General features: G+C 37.6%; 18 protein-coding genes. All 18 read right to left on the reverse strand.

Annotation, left to right across the window (positions count from 1 at the left end):
* Window positions 1-48: 48 nt before the first annotated feature.
* Complete coding sequence (locus tag ACP6L2_RS12425) at window positions 49-813, reverse strand: enoyl-CoA hydratase/isomerase family protein (RefSeq protein WP_440509692.1); 765 nt, start codon at window positions 811-813, stop codon at window positions 49-51.
* Window positions 813-3,422, reverse strand: a complete 2,610-nt coding sequence (locus ACP6L2_RS12430; protein ID WP_440509693.1) for a DUF5686 family protein — start codon at window positions 3,420-3,422, stop codon at window positions 813-815. Before ACP6L2_RS12430 ends, ACP6L2_RS12425 begins: the two co-directional genes overlap by 1 nt.
* Before the next feature lie 132 nt (window positions 3,423-3,554).
* Window positions 3,555-4,943, reverse strand: a complete 1,389-nt coding sequence (locus ACP6L2_RS12435) for an NADH-quinone oxidoreductase subunit N (protein ID WP_440509694.1) — start codon at window positions 4,941-4,943, stop codon at window positions 3,555-3,557.
* Between the two features lie 20 nt (window positions 4,944-4,963).
* Window positions 4,964-6,412 carry a complex I subunit 4 family protein gene (locus tag ACP6L2_RS12440; RefSeq protein WP_440509695.1) on the reverse strand — a complete coding sequence of 483 codons (1,449 nt, stop codon included), beginning with the start codon at window positions 6,410-6,412 and terminating at the stop codon, window positions 4,964-4,966.
* 18 nt (window positions 6,413-6,430) lie between these two features.
* The gene (nuoL, locus tag ACP6L2_RS12445; protein WP_440509696.1) at window positions 6,431-8,353 is read right to left on the reverse strand and encodes an NADH-quinone oxidoreductase subunit L; all 1,923 of its coding nucleotides are present in this window, start codon (window positions 8,351-8,353) and stop codon (window positions 6,431-6,433) included.
* Window positions 8,354-8,379: 26 nt separating this feature from the next.
* Window positions 8,380-8,709, reverse strand: a complete 330-nt coding sequence (gene nuoK, locus ACP6L2_RS12450; protein ID WP_344675482.1) for an NADH-quinone oxidoreductase subunit NuoK — start codon at window positions 8,707-8,709, stop codon at window positions 8,380-8,382.
* Window positions 8,702-9,208, reverse strand: coding sequence for an NADH-quinone oxidoreductase subunit J family protein (locus ACP6L2_RS12455; protein WP_344675480.1), 507 nt, complete (start codon window positions 9,206-9,208; stop codon window positions 8,702-8,704). Before ACP6L2_RS12455 ends, nuoK begins: the two co-directional genes overlap by 8 nt.
* Window positions 9,205-9,741, reverse strand: a complete 537-nt coding sequence (locus tag ACP6L2_RS12460) for a NuoI/complex I 23 kDa subunit family protein (RefSeq protein ID WP_344675479.1) — start codon at window positions 9,739-9,741, stop codon at window positions 9,205-9,207. Before ACP6L2_RS12460 ends, ACP6L2_RS12455 begins: the two co-directional genes overlap by 4 nt.
* Window positions 9,742-9,754: 13 nt before the next feature.
* On the reverse strand, window positions 9,755-10,792 hold the full coding sequence (nuoH, locus tag ACP6L2_RS12465) for an NADH-quinone oxidoreductase subunit NuoH (protein WP_440509697.1): 1,038 nt from the start codon (window positions 10,790-10,792) through the stop codon (window positions 9,755-9,757).
* Window positions 10,793-10,801: 9 nt separating this feature from the next.
* A complete protein-coding gene (locus ACP6L2_RS12470) occupies window positions 10,802-11,818 on the reverse strand; it encodes a 2Fe-2S iron-sulfur cluster-binding protein (protein ID WP_344675477.1) in 1,017 nt (338 codons plus the stop codon).
* A gap of 27 nt (window positions 11,819-11,845) precedes the next feature.
* Entirely contained in the window at window positions 11,846-13,201 is a 1,356-nt protein-coding gene (gene nuoF / locus ACP6L2_RS12475) for an NADH-quinone oxidoreductase subunit NuoF (protein ID WP_344675476.1), read from the reverse strand.
* Between the two features lie 4 nt (window positions 13,202-13,205).
* Window positions 13,206-13,727, reverse strand: coding sequence for an NADH-quinone oxidoreductase subunit NuoE family protein (locus ACP6L2_RS12480; RefSeq protein ID WP_344675475.1), 522 nt, complete (start codon window positions 13,725-13,727; stop codon window positions 13,206-13,208).
* A complete protein-coding gene (locus ACP6L2_RS12485; protein WP_440509698.1) occupies window positions 13,720-14,955 on the reverse strand; it encodes an NADH-quinone oxidoreductase subunit D in 1,236 nt (411 codons plus the stop codon). Before ACP6L2_RS12485 ends, ACP6L2_RS12480 begins: the two co-directional genes overlap by 8 nt.
* A gap of 13 nt (window positions 14,956-14,968) precedes the next feature.
* Window positions 14,969-15,472: an NADH-quinone oxidoreductase subunit C gene (locus tag ACP6L2_RS12490; RefSeq protein ID WP_440509699.1), complete on the reverse strand. Its 504-nt coding sequence runs from the start codon at window positions 15,470-15,472 to the stop codon at window positions 14,969-14,971.
* Window positions 15,465-16,019 (reverse strand): NADH-quinone oxidoreductase subunit B, encoded by a 555-nt coding sequence (locus ACP6L2_RS12495; RefSeq protein ID WP_344675472.1) that lies wholly within the window; start codon window positions 16,017-16,019, stop codon window positions 15,465-15,467. The genes ACP6L2_RS12490 and ACP6L2_RS12495 overlap by 8 nt, the downstream gene beginning before the upstream one ends.
* Window positions 16,020-16,060: 41 nt before the next feature.
* Window positions 16,061-16,441 (reverse strand): NADH-quinone oxidoreductase subunit A, encoded by a 381-nt coding sequence (locus tag ACP6L2_RS12500; RefSeq protein ID WP_344675471.1) that lies wholly within the window; start codon window positions 16,439-16,441, stop codon window positions 16,061-16,063.
* 316 nt (window positions 16,442-16,757) lie between these two features.
* Window positions 16,758-18,497: a tetratricopeptide repeat protein gene (locus ACP6L2_RS12505; protein WP_440509700.1), complete on the reverse strand. Its 1,740-nt coding sequence runs from the start codon at window positions 18,495-18,497 to the stop codon at window positions 16,758-16,760.
* Window positions 18,498-18,524: 27 nt separating this feature from the next.
* Window positions 18,525-19,472: a PstS family phosphate ABC transporter substrate-binding protein gene (locus ACP6L2_RS12510; protein WP_440509701.1), complete on the reverse strand. Its 948-nt coding sequence runs from the start codon at window positions 19,470-19,472 to the stop codon at window positions 18,525-18,527.
* Window positions 19,473-19,643 lie beyond the last annotated feature (171 nt).

Here is a 19,643-nt window from a genome sequence, read left to right on the forward strand (position 1 = left end):
ACAGGCATTGGTTTAGTCCAATGCCTGTTCCATAAAATATTCTAAATCTTAAAAATTAGGTTTTCGTTTTTCTAGAAATGCACTCACTCCTTCTTGGAAGTCAGGTTCACCAAAACATTGCCCAAATGCTTTGATCTCTGCTTCAAATCCTCGAGGATCGTTTGTGGCATTGACAGCTTGAATAGCTGCTGCCAGAGCAGTTTTTGATCGGCTGTACATCTTTTGCAGAATTTCCTGAGCTTTGGCTATTAGAGCATCTTGCTCTACAACATGGTTAACAAGTCCCCATTGCAGTGCATCTTGCGCAGTTATCATATCACCAGTCAGGAGCATTTCCAATGCCTTTCCTCTACCAACTAATTGAGCGAGACGTTGTGTACCACCATATCCAGGGATTAGCCCTAGAGATACTTCTGGCAGACCCATTTTAGCATTTATTGAAGCTATACGAAGATGGCAACCTAGTGCCAATTCTAATCCGCCACCTAGAGCAAATCCGTTAATAGCTGCTATGGTTGGTTTTTGAAAGCTTGCTAAGCTATCCATAAGCTCATGCCCGAACCTGGACAATTCACTAGCTTCTGCTTTTGATTTATCCATAAATTCTTGAATATCCGCACCAGCAACAAAAGCCTTCTCCCCAGCACCTGTGAGTAAAACTCCCCACGCCTCTTCATTTGCGGATATTTCAGCCAATGCATCCTTTAATTCTCCAATAGTTTCCTTATTTAGAGCATTGAGCTTGGCTTCCCTATTGATCGTCAAAATAGCAGTACGATCAACGATCTGTAAAGTAATGTTTTGATAACTCATTAGAAATTGATATTTATGCTTATACGGAATCTGTCTTGATTTACATTAGGTAATCCGGCATAGGTCAAGCGCTTGACATATTCCACCTTCAGGACATTCAAAATATTATCTATCCCTACTGAACCTTCCCAATAAGGGGCTTGACCTAAAACATGGGTCAATATCTGACCATCTGCATCAGTATCAAACTGAACAACCTTATCACTCAGGTAGGGATTGTTTCGATCAGATAATTTACCATAGAACATATTTGCACCCCATACTTCACGAAGATTGAGTTTCTTAATCAACGGTATCTTATTGAATAAAAATCCTTGCATTTGGTGGTAGAATCCGAATTTAATATACTGATCTGCTACAAACTCCATTGGATTCATTAAATCAAAATCAATCTTATGGCGATCATCCTTTTGACGCAGATTAGGAAGTTCCAATAAAGGATATGGAAGTGTGCCCCATATCTTTCCAGCGGAGAGACGGACATCTGCAAAGCCTAACTGATTTAAAAACAATCGTTTTGAAGCCGCTGCATTCAATTTCTGGTACGGAAAGGTACTGTTCCAGAAGCCGCTTAAACTTTGCGTATAAACGACATTGAATACAGGATATTTCTCAATAATGGTTTTACGGGTTAAGTTTCTGTAATAAAACTTTTCAAAAGGTGCCCAACGAAGATCCATATGAACTTCATTAGTGGCTATATTTTGCAATAAATTGTCGGGATTTCCCGAACTAATTAATTGTAGATCACCTACAGTATTGCGATCCATATGGGTAAATCCATTCGTCAAACTGATATGATTACCAAACTCAATAACATGTTGCAATTGATAGCCTTGAGTAGAGAACCACTTGGTTGGTCTATTTTTCCGGATTGATCGAAAGAAACTATCGCCTTTGAGATAGGAAATCTGCATACCAGGTTCTAAAATATCATGCTGTACTGTAGCCTCTACATAATGTGCAGGAAAGTTGACTACCGATTTGCCATTTAAGGTGACTGCGGATTTTAGGAAATATTTCAATTCTTTATCCTGGTCTCCATAAGCTAAATATCCTTCAAAAAATGCTTTATCGGTTAATGCCTGCGTGGTTCGACCACCTAGACGAAAACGATTCCCTTCTATGTTGTTTCGACTGTACAGGTATTCCAATGGACCGAATTCAAATTTGCCTACAGTATAATATCCTTGGGCTACTAAATAACCAAGTGCAAGCATAGATTTAAAACTTGTCTTGTTATTTAAAGTTTCGATATTCTTATAAGTTTGACTTTCCGTGCTATTTAATGCCAATGGCCTTGTTGGGGTTGTTTCACTGGCATTTGCCAAGACTTCTATTGGTGCCCCATTGAATACACCTTTTGGAAAAGTCGCATTCAATTGATATTTTCCATTTATACTCAACCGATCTCCAAACAGTGATTCGCCAGAACCTACACCCAAAGTAATAAAAGTACGAGTCGTATCAGATAACATCACTCCTGAACTATCCTTTCGGTAATGGAAGTTCAATTCAGCATCTTTAATCCAATTTAAGTTAGCTCTTTTAAGAACTTTTAGATTTGCCTTTTTCACAGCATAACTGCCATCCATGCTAACTTGCAGACTACCCTTAAACAACAAATCGGTCTCATTCCGAGGTTCAAAATCTAATTTTATAAAATATCCTTCATCATTAAATATGGTATCCACAATGTAATAACGATAGAAGATTTTTCCATTATCAGCAATGGGACTTAGAAATTGTTTGTTCAGAAGATAAATACTCTCATCATACACATCCACCTGCTGAAACATGTAATTCATGAATTGTTGAATATTGGGATTATTGACGTAACGTTGGTCAAATTCGGTTTTCTTTTGGCTATAAATCTCCTTCTTAAATTTGGAAGGATTCTTTTTGCCATAAACTCGAGCATTACTTTCCTCTTGATATAATACCAATAGTTTCTTTCCAGGCTGACTTAAGGAATCTATATTTTGGAATAAGAAGTTTAAATCCAATAAGCCCTTTTTAAAACCAGCTTTTGGATCTACAAATCCAAATTTGAGTTTATCATATTGCTCAAATTGTAAACTATCCTTTCCTGTAAGACGGTTTTGGTTTTTGTGACGAATGACAAGATCAATTAACTCGACAGCCTTATTGTTTTTATTACTGTACTTTCCTTTCCGTGTGATAGTAATTGCTTCAATGGTATTGGAATCTTCTTGAAGTTCGATTACCCATGCTGAAGAATCTTTTGGTGGATGTACGGTGAGGGTTTTATACCCCATTGCAGCAATGCGTATAGAAATATTGGTTCCCGATTTTCGTAATCGAAAAATACCTAAGCTATCTGTGGAAGTTGCTTCTTTGCTCTGTAAGAGTCTAACGGTAGCTCCAGCAATGGCCTCCTTAGTCTCTGCATCAATTACCTTTCCAGTTAGTTGAGTTTGGGCATATAATTCACCTGCTGTAATGAGCAAGGCACTTATGGTAAAAATAAAAATTAGATATCTCTGTACACTTCGCATAATATTAACTGGTGCTTTATAAAGATACAATTTGTTGGCAAAGTAAAAAGAGATTTTAGATTCTACTTCATATTTAATGAAGTTATCCATCCTTTTAACCAAAATATTAACGGGTTTAAAATGAATATTATTCTTTAAAACGAAAAACGGGGAACAAATGCTGCACCCCGTTTTTATAAAAATATTTTATTTGATCAAAGATCAAAATATAAATGGCATTTCTTAAATCAATCCAACAATACAATTCGGATAAATACCGATCAAGATGGTTAGAATAACTGCCAATATCAGTACAAATTTGAAATTTGCAGGGAAGCTTACTTCCGTATGCTCAGCTTCGCCTTTTTTCATAAGGTACATGTGAACAACCACTCTTAAGTAATAAAACACACCGATGGCTGCATTGATAGCTGCTAATACCAATAATACCGTATGGTAATCATTCATCACATTACTGAACATCATGAATTTTCCGATGAATCCAGCGGTCAAAGGAATACCCGCCAAAGAAAGCATTGCCACTGTAACAGCAAATGCTAAACCTGGATTTGTTTTTCCTAATCCATTGAAAGATTCAAATTGATCCGAGCCAACATTTCGTTTAACCAATATCAAGGATGCAAATGCAATAATCGATGCCAATCCGTAGGCTGCAGAGTAAGTCAAGATACCTGCTGCAGAGTTAGGTCCAATGGAGAGAATAGCAAACAACATATAACCGGCATGAGAAACACTGGAATATGCCATCATGCGTTTAAAGCTTGTCTGCATTAAAGCTGATATATTTCCTACAAATAAGGTAATAATGACAACAGTCAATAATATTGGTGTCCAGAACTCATTTAAAGGAACTAATACGGTACTGAATAAACGAAGGAATCCTGCAAATGATGCAATCTTTACTACCGTACTCATAAAGGTGGTGATCAAGATTGGAGCACCATCATAAACATCCGGTGTCCAGAAGTGGAATGGTGCCACTCCGACTTTGAAACATAATCCTACTAATAACAACAATATACCAGCATAGAATAATGGAGATACATTGGTCGGATTATCTAAGATATAAAGTTTAATTGCACTCAGATCGAAAGAGCCTGTTGCACCGTATAAAAGGGTAATTCCAAATAAAAGGAAGCCTGTTGAGAATGCCCCCATAATGAAGTATTTCAACGATGCTTCATTCGATATTTTGTCTGTACGACGGATACCTGTAAGAATATACATGGCAACCGACATAATTTCTATCCCTATAAACAGCATGGCAAAATTATGGTAAGCATTTACCATCAATGCCCCCGTAAGGGAAAATAGAATCAAACAGTAATATTCGGCAACATTATCTGAAATAGCCTTGAAATATTCTTTAGATAGGAATAAAATCAAGATGGTTAAGGAAATACAAAGGATTGAGAAGGATAAAGCAAAATGGTCAAAAAGCACCATTCCTTTATACAATGGTTCAGGATTTGCATTCCAAGCATAGATTTCAAATCCCAAAGCAACTAGCAATCCTAGTACACTTACAGGTAATAATGCATTCTTAGCTTTATATAAGCCTAGATACAATACCAGTATTCCTAGAAGACAAAGTGTAATAATCGCACCCATAATATAATGTTAAACCTATTCTATTTAATTTGTTGTAATAATTGTGTCACTGAAGCTTCCGATAAATGTAATAATCCATTTGGAAGAATACCGATCAACAATACGAATAATGAAATGATGATTAAGAGCAATAACTCAAATCCTTTAATATCTGAAATATTAGCAATGCTAGAAACAGATTGTCCTAACATGGTTTTTTGGTAGAAACGAAGCATATATACAGCACCAAAGATTAAGGTTGCTCCTCCGGCTATAGCATACCAAACCCCATAATCTGCTGTACTAAATATTCCTTTTAATAATAAAAACTCACCAATAAATCCATTTGTCAAAGGAAGTCCAATAGCTCCCATCAAAATAATTAAGAATGTAATTGCTAAAGCAGGCATTCTTGCTGCTAAACCTCCCAATTCTTTTAAACTTCTGGTACCAGTGCGTTGTTGGATAATATCAATAATGAAAAATAGTCCAACTACAGAGATACCATGGTTAACCATTTGTATAATTGCACCTTGTAACCCTTCCTGAGAAAAGGAAAAGATTCCGGCACTAATAAGTCCAACGTGAGCAATAGAAGAATAGGCAATTAGTCTTTTGGCATCATCCATTTTAAAGGCGATGATAGAACCATAAACCACTCCGATCAAACTCAGAATCATAGCGACTGTAGCATAGCTTTCTACGGCTTGCGGAACTAGAGGCAATAACCAACGTAAGAAGCCATACAATCCCATCTTAAGCATGATACCGGATAGTAACATGGTACCTGCCGCTGGTGCATTGGTATAGGTATCAGGTTGCCAAGTATGGAATGGAAACAAAGGTACCTTGATGGCAAAAGCTGCAAAGAAGGCCCAGAATATCCAACGTTGCGAAGCATCATTTAAGGATAAGCTGGTCAATGCTGACCAAGAAAGATCTTTTGTTCCAGTTTGTTGATACAAATAAATGATCGCAATCAACATCAATAAACTTCCAAAGAAGGTATAGGCGAAGAATTTCAAATTGACACGTATGCGATCTCCTTCTCCCCAAAGTGCACAAATAAAATAAATCGGAATTAATGCCGCTTCCCATCCAACATAGAATGAGAAAGCATCTAAGGAGATAAAAACCAACACTAATCCTGCTTGCATAAATGATATCAAAGCATAGAAATTGCCTTTTTGTTGGTGGGCAAAGCTAGCCAGGATAATACAAGGGATGAGTCCGTTTGTTAAAATAAGCATAGGTAAGCTGATACCATCAATTCCAACCTGAAAACGAATTCCTAGGCTCTCAATCCACGAAAAAGATTGTGCGAATTGCATGCTTGCGTCTGGCACGAAATTACAAATAAACGGTATGGTAAGTCCTAACTGTAATAATGATAGGACTAAGGCTGCCCACTTAGCGGAAGGCGTTTTTATAAATGCTAAAACAATAGCACTTATAACAGGCAATAACAGCAGTATAAAAAGGTTATCCATTGATTCCTAAATTCTGTTCTAGATCGTTAATAATCCGTAAAGCATGAAGGCAATTACACCAATTACCATCATAAAAATATAAAACCCAACATGGCCACTTTGTAACTGGCGGATTCCCTTTCCAGAGGAAAGAAACAAGTCACCAATTCCATTGATCAAGCCATCAATACCTGAACGGTCAACAATTTGATGAAAGAATTTAGAAAGACCATTTAGGGGCTTCACAATAATCGCATCGTAAAACTCATCCACATACATTTTATGGTAGGATAGTTTATATAAACCGCTTGGTTGAACTGCATCATCAGCTTGAGGAACATCCTCTTTCTTCACATATTTTTGATATGCAATGAAGGCCATAATGATTGCTCCTACTGCAGATGCGCCCATCAATAAATATTCTGTACTATGAGCTAGTTCGAAAGGTTGTGCTATTTTATTGGTATCAGCAAACACTGGACTCAAGAAATCTTTTAGCCAATGTCCACCATGTAAGGCTTCAGGAATATTTAATGCTCCACCAACAGCAGCCAATACAGCCAAAATAATCAATGGTAAAGTCATTTGCCAAGGCGATTCATGTAAATGATGCTTTTGTTCTTCAGTACCACGGAACTTTCCAAAAAAGGTTAGATACAATAAACGGAACATATAAAACGCAGTACATAACGCTCCTAAGAATCCAAGAACCCAAAAGATAGGGTTAGCAACAAAAGCATGTGCTAGAATCTCATCCTTAGAAAAGAATCCTGAGAATGGAGGAATCCCTGCAATTGCAATTGTTCCTACTAACATGGTAATATAAGTAGTTGGCATGTATTTCTTCAGACCTCCCATAGAACGCATATCTTGTTCATTGCTCATAGAGTGTATTACTGATCCTGCGCCCAAGAATAACAATGCTTTAAAGAAAGCATGTGTTAGTACATGGAAAAACGCTCCAGTAAAAGCCCCTACGCCTAGTCCAATAAACATATAGCCTAATTGAGAAACTGTGGAGTAAGCCAATACCTTTTTAATATCATTTTGTGTAATGGCAATAAATGCTGCAATCAAAGCAGTTGCTGTACCTACTATTGCAATCACTTCCATCGTTACAGGTGAAAGTGTAAACATAATATTGGAACGGGCAATCATATAAATACCTGCAGTTACCATGGTAGCTGCGTGGATTAATGCCGATACAGGAGTTGGTCCAGCCATCGCATCAGGTAACCATGTGAACAATGGAATCTGAGCTGATTTTCCTGTTGCTGCAATAAATAACAACATGGTGATAACCAACAAAACAGAATCACCCATTGGTAAGCCAGCTACTTGAGGTAAAACAACCGAATATTCTAAAGATCCGAAATTAGCAAGGATGAAGAACATGGCAATTAGGAAACCCAAATCTCCAATACGGTTCATAACAAATGCTTTCTTAGCAGCTTTTGCATAATTCTTGTTCTGGAACCAAAATCCAATTAATAGGTAAGAACATAGTCCTACTCCTTCCCAACCAATGAACATAACCAGGTAATTTGAACCCAATACTAACAATAGCATGAAAAAGATAAAGAGATTCAAATAGGCAAAATATTTACCGAAACCATCATCTTTTGCCATATAGCAGGAAGAGTACAGGTGAATTAGGAATCCGACTCCAGTAATAATCAATAGCATAATGGAGCTAAGTGGATCAACTAAGAAGCTTAAATTCAAGCTGAAACTCCCTACAGTAAACCAATTAAAGATTTCTTTTGAAAAAGTAGCAGATTCGCCGAGTTGTCGCGCATCATATACTTCTTTAAACAGCGCACAGCTAAGCAAAAAGGAAATTAGGATAACACCACAACCAATAATGGAGATCAAAGGCTTAGGGAGTTGATTGCGCAACAATCCTAAGACGATGAATCCCAAAAGTGGAATTAAGGGGATGGTCCAAATTAATTCTATCATATTCTATTCAATCTAATATTCAAATACTACCATCTTAATTTACTCAGGGATTCGATATCTACCGACTTGGTATTTCGATACACCATAATTATAATGGCTAATCCTACAGCTACCTCTGCAGCTGCTAAAGCCATAATGAAAAAAACGAAAACCTGACCACTTGGATCTCCGCGGTAAGCCGAGAATGCAGCTAATAATAGGTTCACAGAATTTAACATGAGCTCAATAGACATCATGATGATAATGACATTTCGGCGAATTAATACACCGATAACACCAATTACAAAGATAATGCTGCAGAAAATCAAATAATGATTTAGGGGAATCCCCTGCATATTTTGAAAAAGACTATCCATGTGTTTTTACTCGAGTTTCTTTTTTAGCTAATAATACGGCTCCAACCATCGCTGTTAATAAAAGGATAGAGGATATTTCAAATGGTAACAAGAAGTCACTGAATAATACCTTACCCAGGTTCTTGACCAATCCGATGTTTTCATGAGGTTGTATCATCGCGTTATTCGCGTCGATAACTTTAAAAGCTCCTAAGAAGGTTGCTAAAAGACACATACCTGCAATAGCACCCATAATCTTAACCAAATTGGATTTCATAGGTTCTGTATCCTTATTCAAGTTCAATAACATGAGGACAAATAGGAACAAAACCATAATTGCACCCATGTATACAATGAAATTCACCATTGCTAAAAACTGCGCGTTCAACAGAATGTAATGAATCGTAAAGGTGAAAAAAGTTACAACTAAGTATAACACACTATGCACAGGATTCTTCGTAAAGATGGTCATCAATGCGAAAAAGATGGATAGAAATGCTACTAAATAAAATGCGGTCATGGTACTAATTGTTTTGATGTTGGCTGAGACAATTTGGTGATATCAAACTTTGGTTCCAACAATTTGTCTTTCCCATAAATGAAATCTTTTCTTAAGTAATCTGCTGTAACATGCATTCCATCCAAATAAATGGCTTCTTTCGGACAAGCCTCTTCACATAATCCACAGAAAATGCAACGAAGCATGTTAATTTCATATACTACAGCATATTTCTCTTCCCTGTACAGATTCTCTTCACCTTTCTTACGCTCTCCGGCAGTCATAGTGATGGCTTCTGCTGGACATGATAAGGCACATAGTCCACATGCAGTACAACGCTCTCTACCTAGTTCATCACGCTTCAACGAATGTTGACCACGGAAATTCTTTGAGTAAGGGCGAATTTCTTCCGGATATTTAATCGTAGGGATTTTTTTAAAGAAGTGCCTGATCGTAATCGAAAGCCCCTTCGCAATTGCTGGTAAATATATTCGCTCCCAAAAGCTCATCGGCTTCTGTTCGAGTACTTTTTTTCTATTTGATAACGACTGCATAATAACCTCCGGATTAAAAATAAGTATCCTTTAATATGGTAATAATTCCCGTTAAAACAATATTAGCAATAGCTAACGGAATTAACAACTTCCAGCCAAGATTCATCAATTGATCGTATCTGAAGCGTGGAAGTGTCCAACGGATCCACATAAAGAAGAAAATAAAACCAAATATCTTAAGGAAAAATGCGATTACACCTAAAATTGTAATCCAATTTTCCGATAAACCCAAGTCATGCATGAACGGGAAATTATAACCTCCGAAATACAGGGCTGCCATCAATGACGATGAAACAAACATATTAATGTATTCCGAGAACATGTATAAGCCCAACTTCATGGACGAATACTCGGTATGATAACCACCTACAAGTTCAGTTTCACATTCTGGTAAATCAAAGGGAACACGATTACACTCTGCAAAAGCACAGGTCATGAAAATAAGGAAACCTAAAGGCTGAACCCAGATATTCCAATTCACGAAACCAGATTGGTCAGCGACAATTTCTCCAATTGATAAGGTCTCAGTAACCATTAATAAAGCAATAATGGATAAGCCCATGGCAATCTCGTAACTGATACTTTGTGATGCAGCACGTATTGCTCCCATTAAAGAGAATTTGTTATTCGATGCCCATCCTCCAAGCATAATTCCATAAACACCCAAGGCAATTACACCAAAAACATAAAGGATTCCAATGTTTACATCGGCAACCTGCAATGAAATTGCTCGATCACCTATGGTTAAAGTCTGACCCCAAGGAATTACTGCTGAACTAATACATGCGGTAATAATGGCTAGGGTAGGACCTAGGATAAATAAAGCTTTGTGGGCTCCAGCAGGAATAATCTCCTCTTTAAAGAAGAATTTACCACCATCGCATAAAGGCTGAAGAATTCCAAATAAACCCGCACGATCAGGTCCATGGCGGTCCTGCATAAAACCTGCAATTTTACGCTCCGCCAAAGTAGAATACATGGCGATAACCAAGGTTACCACAAACACGATTACTACTAATATTAACTTTTCTAAAATAAAGGCTGTATCCATTCCCCTATGTTATTTCAATTTTTCAGATCTAGCTAACTGCTCCACATTCGCTTCCTTCAACTTCGGATCATTTTTGATAACCGAAGGTGGAACAAATGTCTCATAATGATTTGACGCGATTACCGATTGGTCAGACACCTTAGTTGGCTCTTCTAATTGCCAATCATCTGTGTGCTTCTTCTCAAAACGGCATTCATTACAAATGAATTCATCAACCTCATCAAATTCATCCTTACGTCCAGTAACGCGGATGACATCCGTTCCTTTATACCAAAGGGTCACATTTCCTGAACATTTGGTACAATTACGATGTGCATTTACAGGTTTTGTAAACCATACACGGTTCTTAAATCGGAATGTCTTATCCGTCAAAGCACCTACTGGGCATACATCAATGACATTTCCAATGAAATCATGGTCTAATGCTTGTTCAATAAATGTAGAAATCTCTGCGTGATCTCCACGATTTAAGATACCATGCTCTCTTTTTTCGGTTAGTTGATTAGCAACAAATACACAACGGTAGCATAAAATACAACGGTTCATGTGTAATTGAATCTTATCACCAATATCAATGCGTTCAAATGTACGACGTTCAAACTCATAGCGAGTTTGTTCCGTTCCATGTTCGTAACTTAAGTCTTGAAGCTTACATTCTCCTGCTTGGTCACACACTGGGCAATCCAATGGGTGATTGATCAAAAGCATCTCCACGACAGCTTTACGAGCATCCAATACTTCCGGTGCGGTAATATTTAGCACTTCCATACCGTCCATCACCGTAGTTCTACAGGATGCAACTAATTTTGGCATTGGGCGTGGGTCTTTCTCAGATCCTTTGCTCACTTTGACCAAACAAGTACGGCATTTACCACCACTACCCTCTAATTTGGAGTAGTAACACATCGCTGGAGGTACTATTTCTCCACCAATCTTTCTAGCGGCATTTAATATGGTAGTCCCTGGATCCACTTCTACAGTGATTCCATCGATGGTAACTTTAAATTTCTGAATTTCTTCTGCCATTTTATTTAATCTTTAAAAATTGGCCTCTTATTCTGTTACAGGTACTAATGGGTCAGCATAATGAGCTAAACCATAATTACGTGTTTGCGACTCTTGTGGATTAAGGATATGCCATTCAAATTCATCTCTAAAGTGACGAATGGCAGCAGCAACAGGCCATGCAGCAGCATCCCCTAACGGACAAATGGTATTCCCTTCAATCTTACGTTGAATCTCCCACAATAAATCCACATCTTCCATTGTTCCCTTTCCGTACTCTATTTTATACAAGATTTTCTCCATCCAACCTGTTCCTTCACGACAAGGCGAACATTGTCCGCAGCTCTCATGACGGTAGAAACGTGTATAATTATAGGTATTACGAACGATACATTGATCTTCATCAAAGGCAATAAATCCTCCAGATCCCATCGCTGTACCACTAACAAATCCACCATCTGCTAATGACTCATAAGTCATCAGACGAGGATTACCATTAATAGTTGTTGTAATTAAATTAGCAGGTAAGATAGGTACTGATGAACCTCCCGCTACGACAGCTTTCAGTTTTTTACCATTCGCTATCCCCCCACAATACTCATCAGAATAAATGAACTCCTCCACAGGAAGGCCCATTTCAATTTCATATACACCAGGTTTCACTAAATTTCCTGAGGCGGAGATTAGTTTTGTTCCTGTACTGCGTTCAATACCAATTTTCGCATATTCTTCACCACCATCATTCACAATAGGAACAGTAGCAGCAATGGATTCCACATTGTTTACAACCGTAGGGCATCCATATAATCCGGCAACAGCAGGAAATGGCGGCTTAATTCTTGGGTTTCCTCTTTTTCCTTCTAGAGATTCCAACAAGGCTGTTTCTTCACCACAGATATAGGCCCCACCACCTGGTTGAACATAGATCTCCAAGTCATAACCTGTTCCAAGAATATTTTTGCCTAAAAATCCTGCAGCTTTAGCTTCTGCAATGGCATTTTCAATAATTCGAATTTGAGGCATCATTTCACCTCGGATATAGATATAGGAAGTGTTTGCACCCAGCGCATAGCTAGAAACAATCATTCCTTCAATTAAGGCATGCGGAATATGAGTCATCAGATATCGGTCCTTAAAAGTCCCTGGTTCTGATTCATCACCATTACACACCAAATAACGAGGCACACCTTCTGGTTTTGCTAAAAAGCTCCATTTCATACCCGTAGGGAATCCTGCTCCTCCACGACCACGAAGTCCGGATTTTTTAACCTCCTCTACTACATCATCTGGAGACATGGTTTTTAAGGCCTTCTCGACCGATCTATATCCACCTTTCTCCCGATAAACAGCGAAAGTATTGATTCCCGGCACATTGATATGTTCTAATAATAACTTACGTCCCATAATGCTATGCCTTTGCTTTTTCCTTTAAATCATTTATTAATTGGTCTACACTTTCATTGGTTAAGTTCTCATAGAAAGTATAACTAGGACCTATCTGCAATACAGGGCCATAACCACATGCAGCCAAACATTCGACACCTCGCCAAGAAAACAAACCATCCTCTGTAACCTCTCCTTCTTTGATTCCTAACTTCTGCTCCAAGTGATCCATAATTTTTTCTGCACCAACCAAACAACAAGGTCCAGTTCGACACACCTCTAACAAATACTTGCCTTGAGGCTGCAATAGAAACATGGTATAGAAGGTTGCTACTTCAAATACTTCAATAGGCTGTATACGGAGGAAAAAGGCTACCTTTTCCATAGCGTCTACACTTAACCATCCGTATTCTTCTTGAACCAAATGTAAAATAGGAAGAAGTGCTGACTTCTGTTTCCCTTCTGGATATCGACTAACGACTTCAGAAAATTTACTTAGAAGATCTGCCGAAAACTCGACAATCATATTTTCTTTAACACTAAGCATCTAATTCTCCTGCTATTACGTTTAAACTACTCATATTGATGATTGCATCGGAAATAAGCATTCCACTACTCATTGGTGCAAACATCTGATAATTGATAAACGAAGGTCTACGGAAGTGCAAACGATATGGTGTTCTACCGCCATCACTTAGTAGGTAAAAACCTAATTCACCATTGGCACCTTCTACCGCGTGATAAACTTCGTCTATTGGAGCATCCCATTCACCCATCACGATTTTAAAGTGATAGATTAAGGCCTCCATATTGGTATAAACTTGCTCCTTCGGAGGCAAGTAGAATGCTGGAACATCAGCATGAAATATTCCTTTCGGTTCTTTATCAATCTTCTCTAGCGCCTGTTCAATAATGCGCATTGACTGCCACATTTCTTCGTTACGAACCATAAAACGGTCATAAACATCTCCATTTGTTCCAACTGGAATATCAAAATCAAATTCTTCGTATGAACAATATGGTGAATGTGCTCTGACATCATAATCAATACCAGTAGCCCTTAGGATAGGTCCTGACCAACTATAACTTAATGCTTCCTCCGGAGTTACAGCAGCTACGTTGGAAGTCCTTTCAATAAAGATTCTATTACGATCAAATAATTCTTGGAATTCTTTTAATACTGGAGGGAATCTCACTAAGAATTCACGGATTTTAGCAAATGCTTGCTCATTAAAGTCGCGTTCAAAACCGCCAATACGACCAATATTGGTCGTCAAACGAGCACCACAGATCTCCTCATAGATTTCATAAATGAATTCTCGCTCTTGCATCACATACAAGAACCCAGAGAAAGCTCCTGTATCAACGCCTAGGATACCATTACAGATAATATGGTCAGCAATCCTTGCTAATTCCATAACGATGACACGCATGTACTGAACACGCTTCGGAATCTCAATATCCAAAAGCTTCTCAACAGTCATATGCCATCCCATATTATTAATGGGTGATGAACAGTAATTTAGACGATCTGTTAATGGGGTAATTTGATAATATGGACGGTGTTCAGCAATCTTTTCAAATGCTCTATGTATATAGCCAATAGTAGAGACACCACTAACAATACGCTCACCGTCAATTTGAACCACATTCTGAAACACCCCATGCGTGGCAGGGTGGGTTGGTCCAATATTTAGGGTAATCAGCTCGTCCTGTGGATCATTATCCTCAAAAACTGGCGCATTACTTGAAATTCGTGTAATAGGTTTACTCATTTTACATCTTCACTTAACGTCCAAAATAAAAGTCCTTTTTATCCATTCGGTTTGGATCTTCTAAAGGATATTCTTTGCGCATCGGAAAAACACCAAGGTCATCCATGTTTAAGATTCTTCTTAAATCAGGGTGTCCTTCAAATTGAATCCCAAAGAAATCATATGTTTCTCTTTCCATCCAATTCGCTCCATTCCATAAGCCTGTAGCCGTTGGAATGGTCAAATCATTCGCTGACAAGAAAACTTTGATGCGAATACGAACATTATGCACCAAACTATGCACATGATATACGATAGCATAGGACTTCTCCTGATTCGGGTAATGAACTGCTGTAATATCAGTCAGGTAAATAAACTGAAGCAGCTCATCCGATTTTATATAGCTTAAGAGATCAATTAAAGTCTCTCTATCTGTTTCTAATGTTAATAATCCTTTTGGCTCAACGATATTGGAGAGCTTCTCAGGAAATTTTGCTTGCAATTTTTCAATTACAATTTGGTTAGTCAGCTTATCCATTATCTGTTGATATACCGTACTTTTCTAATAATGCTTTATATTCAGGTGTATTTCTTCTATTCAAGGATTCGTTTTTCACGATATCTTGAAGTCTTAATACCCCATCTAAAATTGCTTCTGGTCTTGGAGGACATCCCGGCACATAAACATCTACAGGAATAATCTCATCGATTCCCTGCAATACGGAATAAGTATCAAAAATACCACCGCTAGATGCACAAGCTCCTACGGCTATCACCCAACGTGGTTCCGCCATTTGTATATATACTTGTTTCAAAACTGGCGCCATTTTCTTTGCAATTGTCCCCATAACTAATAGCATGTCTGCTTGTCTAGGAGAAAAACTCGGACGCTCAGCACCAAATCTTGCCAAGTCATAAGTAGAGCCCATAGTTGCCATAAATTCAATCCCACAGCAAGACGTTGCAAAAGGCAATGGCCATAGGGAGTTAGCCCTAGCTAGCCCAATAGCCTTATCCAATGTCGTTGCAAAAAATCCAGCTCCCTCTACACCAGGAGGCTTATCTGCTAAGGTAATATTGCTCATTGTAAAATGGATTAGCGCGAATGATCAGTCTTAAAACAAGTTTAATCCCAATCTAATGCTTTCTTTTTAATGATATAAATAAAGCCCAATAGTAAAAGACCCATGAAAACAAACATTTCCATTAATCCTTGCCAACCGAATTCCCTGAAGTTCACTGCCCATGGATACATGAAGATAACTTCAATATCAAAAATGACGAATAAAATGGCTACAAGAAAATACTTGATGGAAAAGGGCTGTCTCGCATTACCAACTACTTCAACTCCAGACTCAAAAGCACCTAACTTATTCTCAGTCCGTACTTTAGGACCAATTAAGTGGGTGCCAATAATGGTCGTTACACCAAAGCCTACAGCCACAGCCAACTGAATTAAGATCGGTAAATAATCAATTGGCGCACTTTGCGTTGCTAAATCGTTCATATTAATGGTTTACTTCTACTAGTAGTGTAACAAAAATAGCAAAATCTGTCAATATAAAAAGTGAGGGAGGGCACTATGAAGTGCCTTTTTGTTATTTTGAATCAGTATAAATAACAAGGTGGCTTCTAGTTATTTACCCTACAGCTATTGTGCTCCTTAAACAAGACGTTTAACCATCTATTTGTTCTTTGATTCTATCTAAGTAACAAATTTGTAGAATTCCATTTCCACCGAAAGATATCTTCAATTCAAAACCTATTGCAACAAAAAAGGACCGCGTTATGCGATCCTTTCCTATTTATTTAAGCTGTATAGCTTATAATGCTTCAATCATTTGTTTTGCGAATGCATCTTCTGGTCTAAGTTTCAACGTTTCATTGAAATGTTGCTTAGCAGTAGCCGTATCGCCCTTCAAATATGCATAGTATCCTAAATAAGAATGTGCGTCAGCAGCATAAACTGTATTATTTGGATCCTCTTTAGTTGAAGAAGAAATTGCTGTTAATAATTTCTTGAATGTATCAACAAATATACCTTTAGCATTATCAGGATCAGCTAGGATATTATCCAAAGCCATTTCCGATAATCCTTTATAATATAAGGCATTAATTTGGTACATATCTTTTGCACGTTGTTCTGTTGCATTAGCAGCAATACTTAACGCTTTAATTGCTTCTTCCAAGTGAGGTTTAGCCTCGTTGAACTTAGCAGCAGCTTCTTCTGGCGTACGTTCAGTCCCTTCAGGAACAGCTACCAATTTAGAACCAACACCATAAGCCAACTGCCCTAAATAGTAATTAGCATCTGCGTAGAAGTTTGATTTTGGATTCGCTGCTGGAATTTTAAATAATTCTTTAGCTGCTTCCATTTCATTCTCTTGGTATTTCAAGAATGCTGTTTCAGCAATTTCTGCATCAAAATCATCATCTTCACCTTGTTTAGTAATTGCAGTATTTAAGTACTCTAAACCTTTAGCTTTATCTCCAGCTAAGATTTCAGACATACCTGCAATTAAGTAGTCACGACCAATTAAACGGCTAGTATCTACTTTGCTAATCAATTGTGTTAAATTCTCTTTTGCTTTAGCATAATCTTTATCCTGCGTAAATGCGATATAACCTAAATAACGGAATACCTTAGGGTCCACATCAGGAACACTTGCTAACTCTTGAGAAACCGTTTTCAACTCATCGTAACTTCCTGAATAAACCAAGAAATCGGCATAACGGATTTTAGCATCGATAGAGTTATCACCTGTTAAGGCTAAATACTTCTTGTAGTTCTCAACACCTTTTTGGTTGATCTCACGGTACTGATCTTCCGGAGCTTTCAATGAAGACAAGTAATAAGTCTCCGCAATCTCACGATAGATCGGTCCGTAATCAGGGTGATCCGTTGCCAAAGCACCTAAATCTTCCAAAACTTGATCATAAGCTTGTGCTCTTCTAGAGATGATAGCTTGACCAATTTGAGGAGCTAACAATTTATCATTAATTGTTAATGCATTACGGTAGTGTACATATGCTTGGCTATTTTCACGTAATCCAGCATAAGCATCACCTAATGCTACTGAGATCAAAGGATCTTTTTTGTTTAATTCTTGAGCTTTAGTTAAATACTCAACTGCTTTTTGGTAATCTGGTTTTGGCGCATCAATATATGCACGACCAGCATAATATAAATTCAAATATTCTTTTTTACCAACACCATTGGTTGCATCAGCAATTTTCTGAGCACCAGCAGCAGCATTACCTTTGATTAAATCAACGGCACCTAAACCAACATTATTCAACTTTTCTTTAGGTGCATTTGTTAAACCTTGTTGAAAAACGATAGCAGCGGAATCCACTTTATCATTGATCAAATAAATTTGACCTAAATAAAAGTAATTCTGACCATCTTTGGCTTTTTTAGCCACCAATTTCTGCAACATGTCTTTAGCTTTGCCATATTGCTCCACTTCCATTGCAGCTTTTGCATCTTTTAAACTTTGGGCGCTAGCAGTACCTACTGCCCCTGCTAACAAAAGACTTAAAAATAATTTGCTGTTTGTCATAATCTATTATTTACTCTTTGTTATAAACTAATTTATGTTGTCTCTAATTATAATTTCTCTTCCTGGCATGGTCACTGGTAAAAGCCCTGATTTCAACACTACTCTTTGCCCACGGTCGCCCGTTAAGAATGCTGAAAAACCAATACCTAATCCCATGTTTGGCTGATAATTCAATACGTAGAATGTCGTTTTTAATGGATATTCATCCGTAGCAAATGTTGTCTGCGAAGGCTTCGAATATACCGTGTTTCCCTTAGCATCCGTAAATTGAAGGCTTAAGATACGAATTTTATTTTCTTCTCCAAATTGCCTTCTATAATCTAAATACTGTCCATAAGATAAAACCCCAATTCCTTCCGTATTCGTTTCTAAGAACTTTAATACATCAGAAGAGGTTTTTAAAGCCTTTACCGATTTTGATGAAATCTCATTAACCTTAGTAAACTCCTTAACCTTTCGTACTATACTAGAATTGATATTATCCAATACTAAGCTTTTTCCAGAATCATTCCCTTTCAACAATGAACTTAACGTTTGAACATTGATTGAAGTATCTGCAGATGAAATATTATTTACAAAAACCACGCCATCGTGCCATACAGGAAATATCCTAGGAGAAATATTTCTTTGTTTAAACCCTGCATTCTCCTCTTTTGTAAGTTCCCTCGCTAAAATAATCATTGCAGCATTTCCTTCCAATAAGCTATTGATTGCCTCACGTTCAGGAAGTGCTATTAATTTTACATTCGCGTTGGTGTAAGAAGATTTAAAGACATCCAATTGCTCGCGCATAATTGGGAACTCAGCCTCATCTACTATTACAGCCATCTCACCAGTAAGAATATCATTCTTATCCACCTGTACCTTTGATCCTACCGAATCTTTAGATTCCGATTTTGTAGAATTACTGGAACAGGATGCTGATAAGCCTAATATTGCTATCAATAAAAATGGAAGTATTTTCTTACGCTTCATATTTACTTAGAATATAAATATGCGCTAAGGATTAAATTAATCCCTAAAATTTTTCTGCCACAGACGGGCAAAGCGCATAAAGGAATAAACAATTAGGAGGATGCCGAACAGTTTTTTATAGGTAGGATCAATTTCAATTGGAAAATTCTTCCAGAAGATTATTAATAACCC

It is taken from the genome of Sphingobacterium lactis, assembly GCF_051951495.1.
Lineage (GTDB): Bacteria > Bacteroidota > Bacteroidia > Sphingobacteriales > Sphingobacteriaceae > Sphingobacterium > Sphingobacterium lactis_A.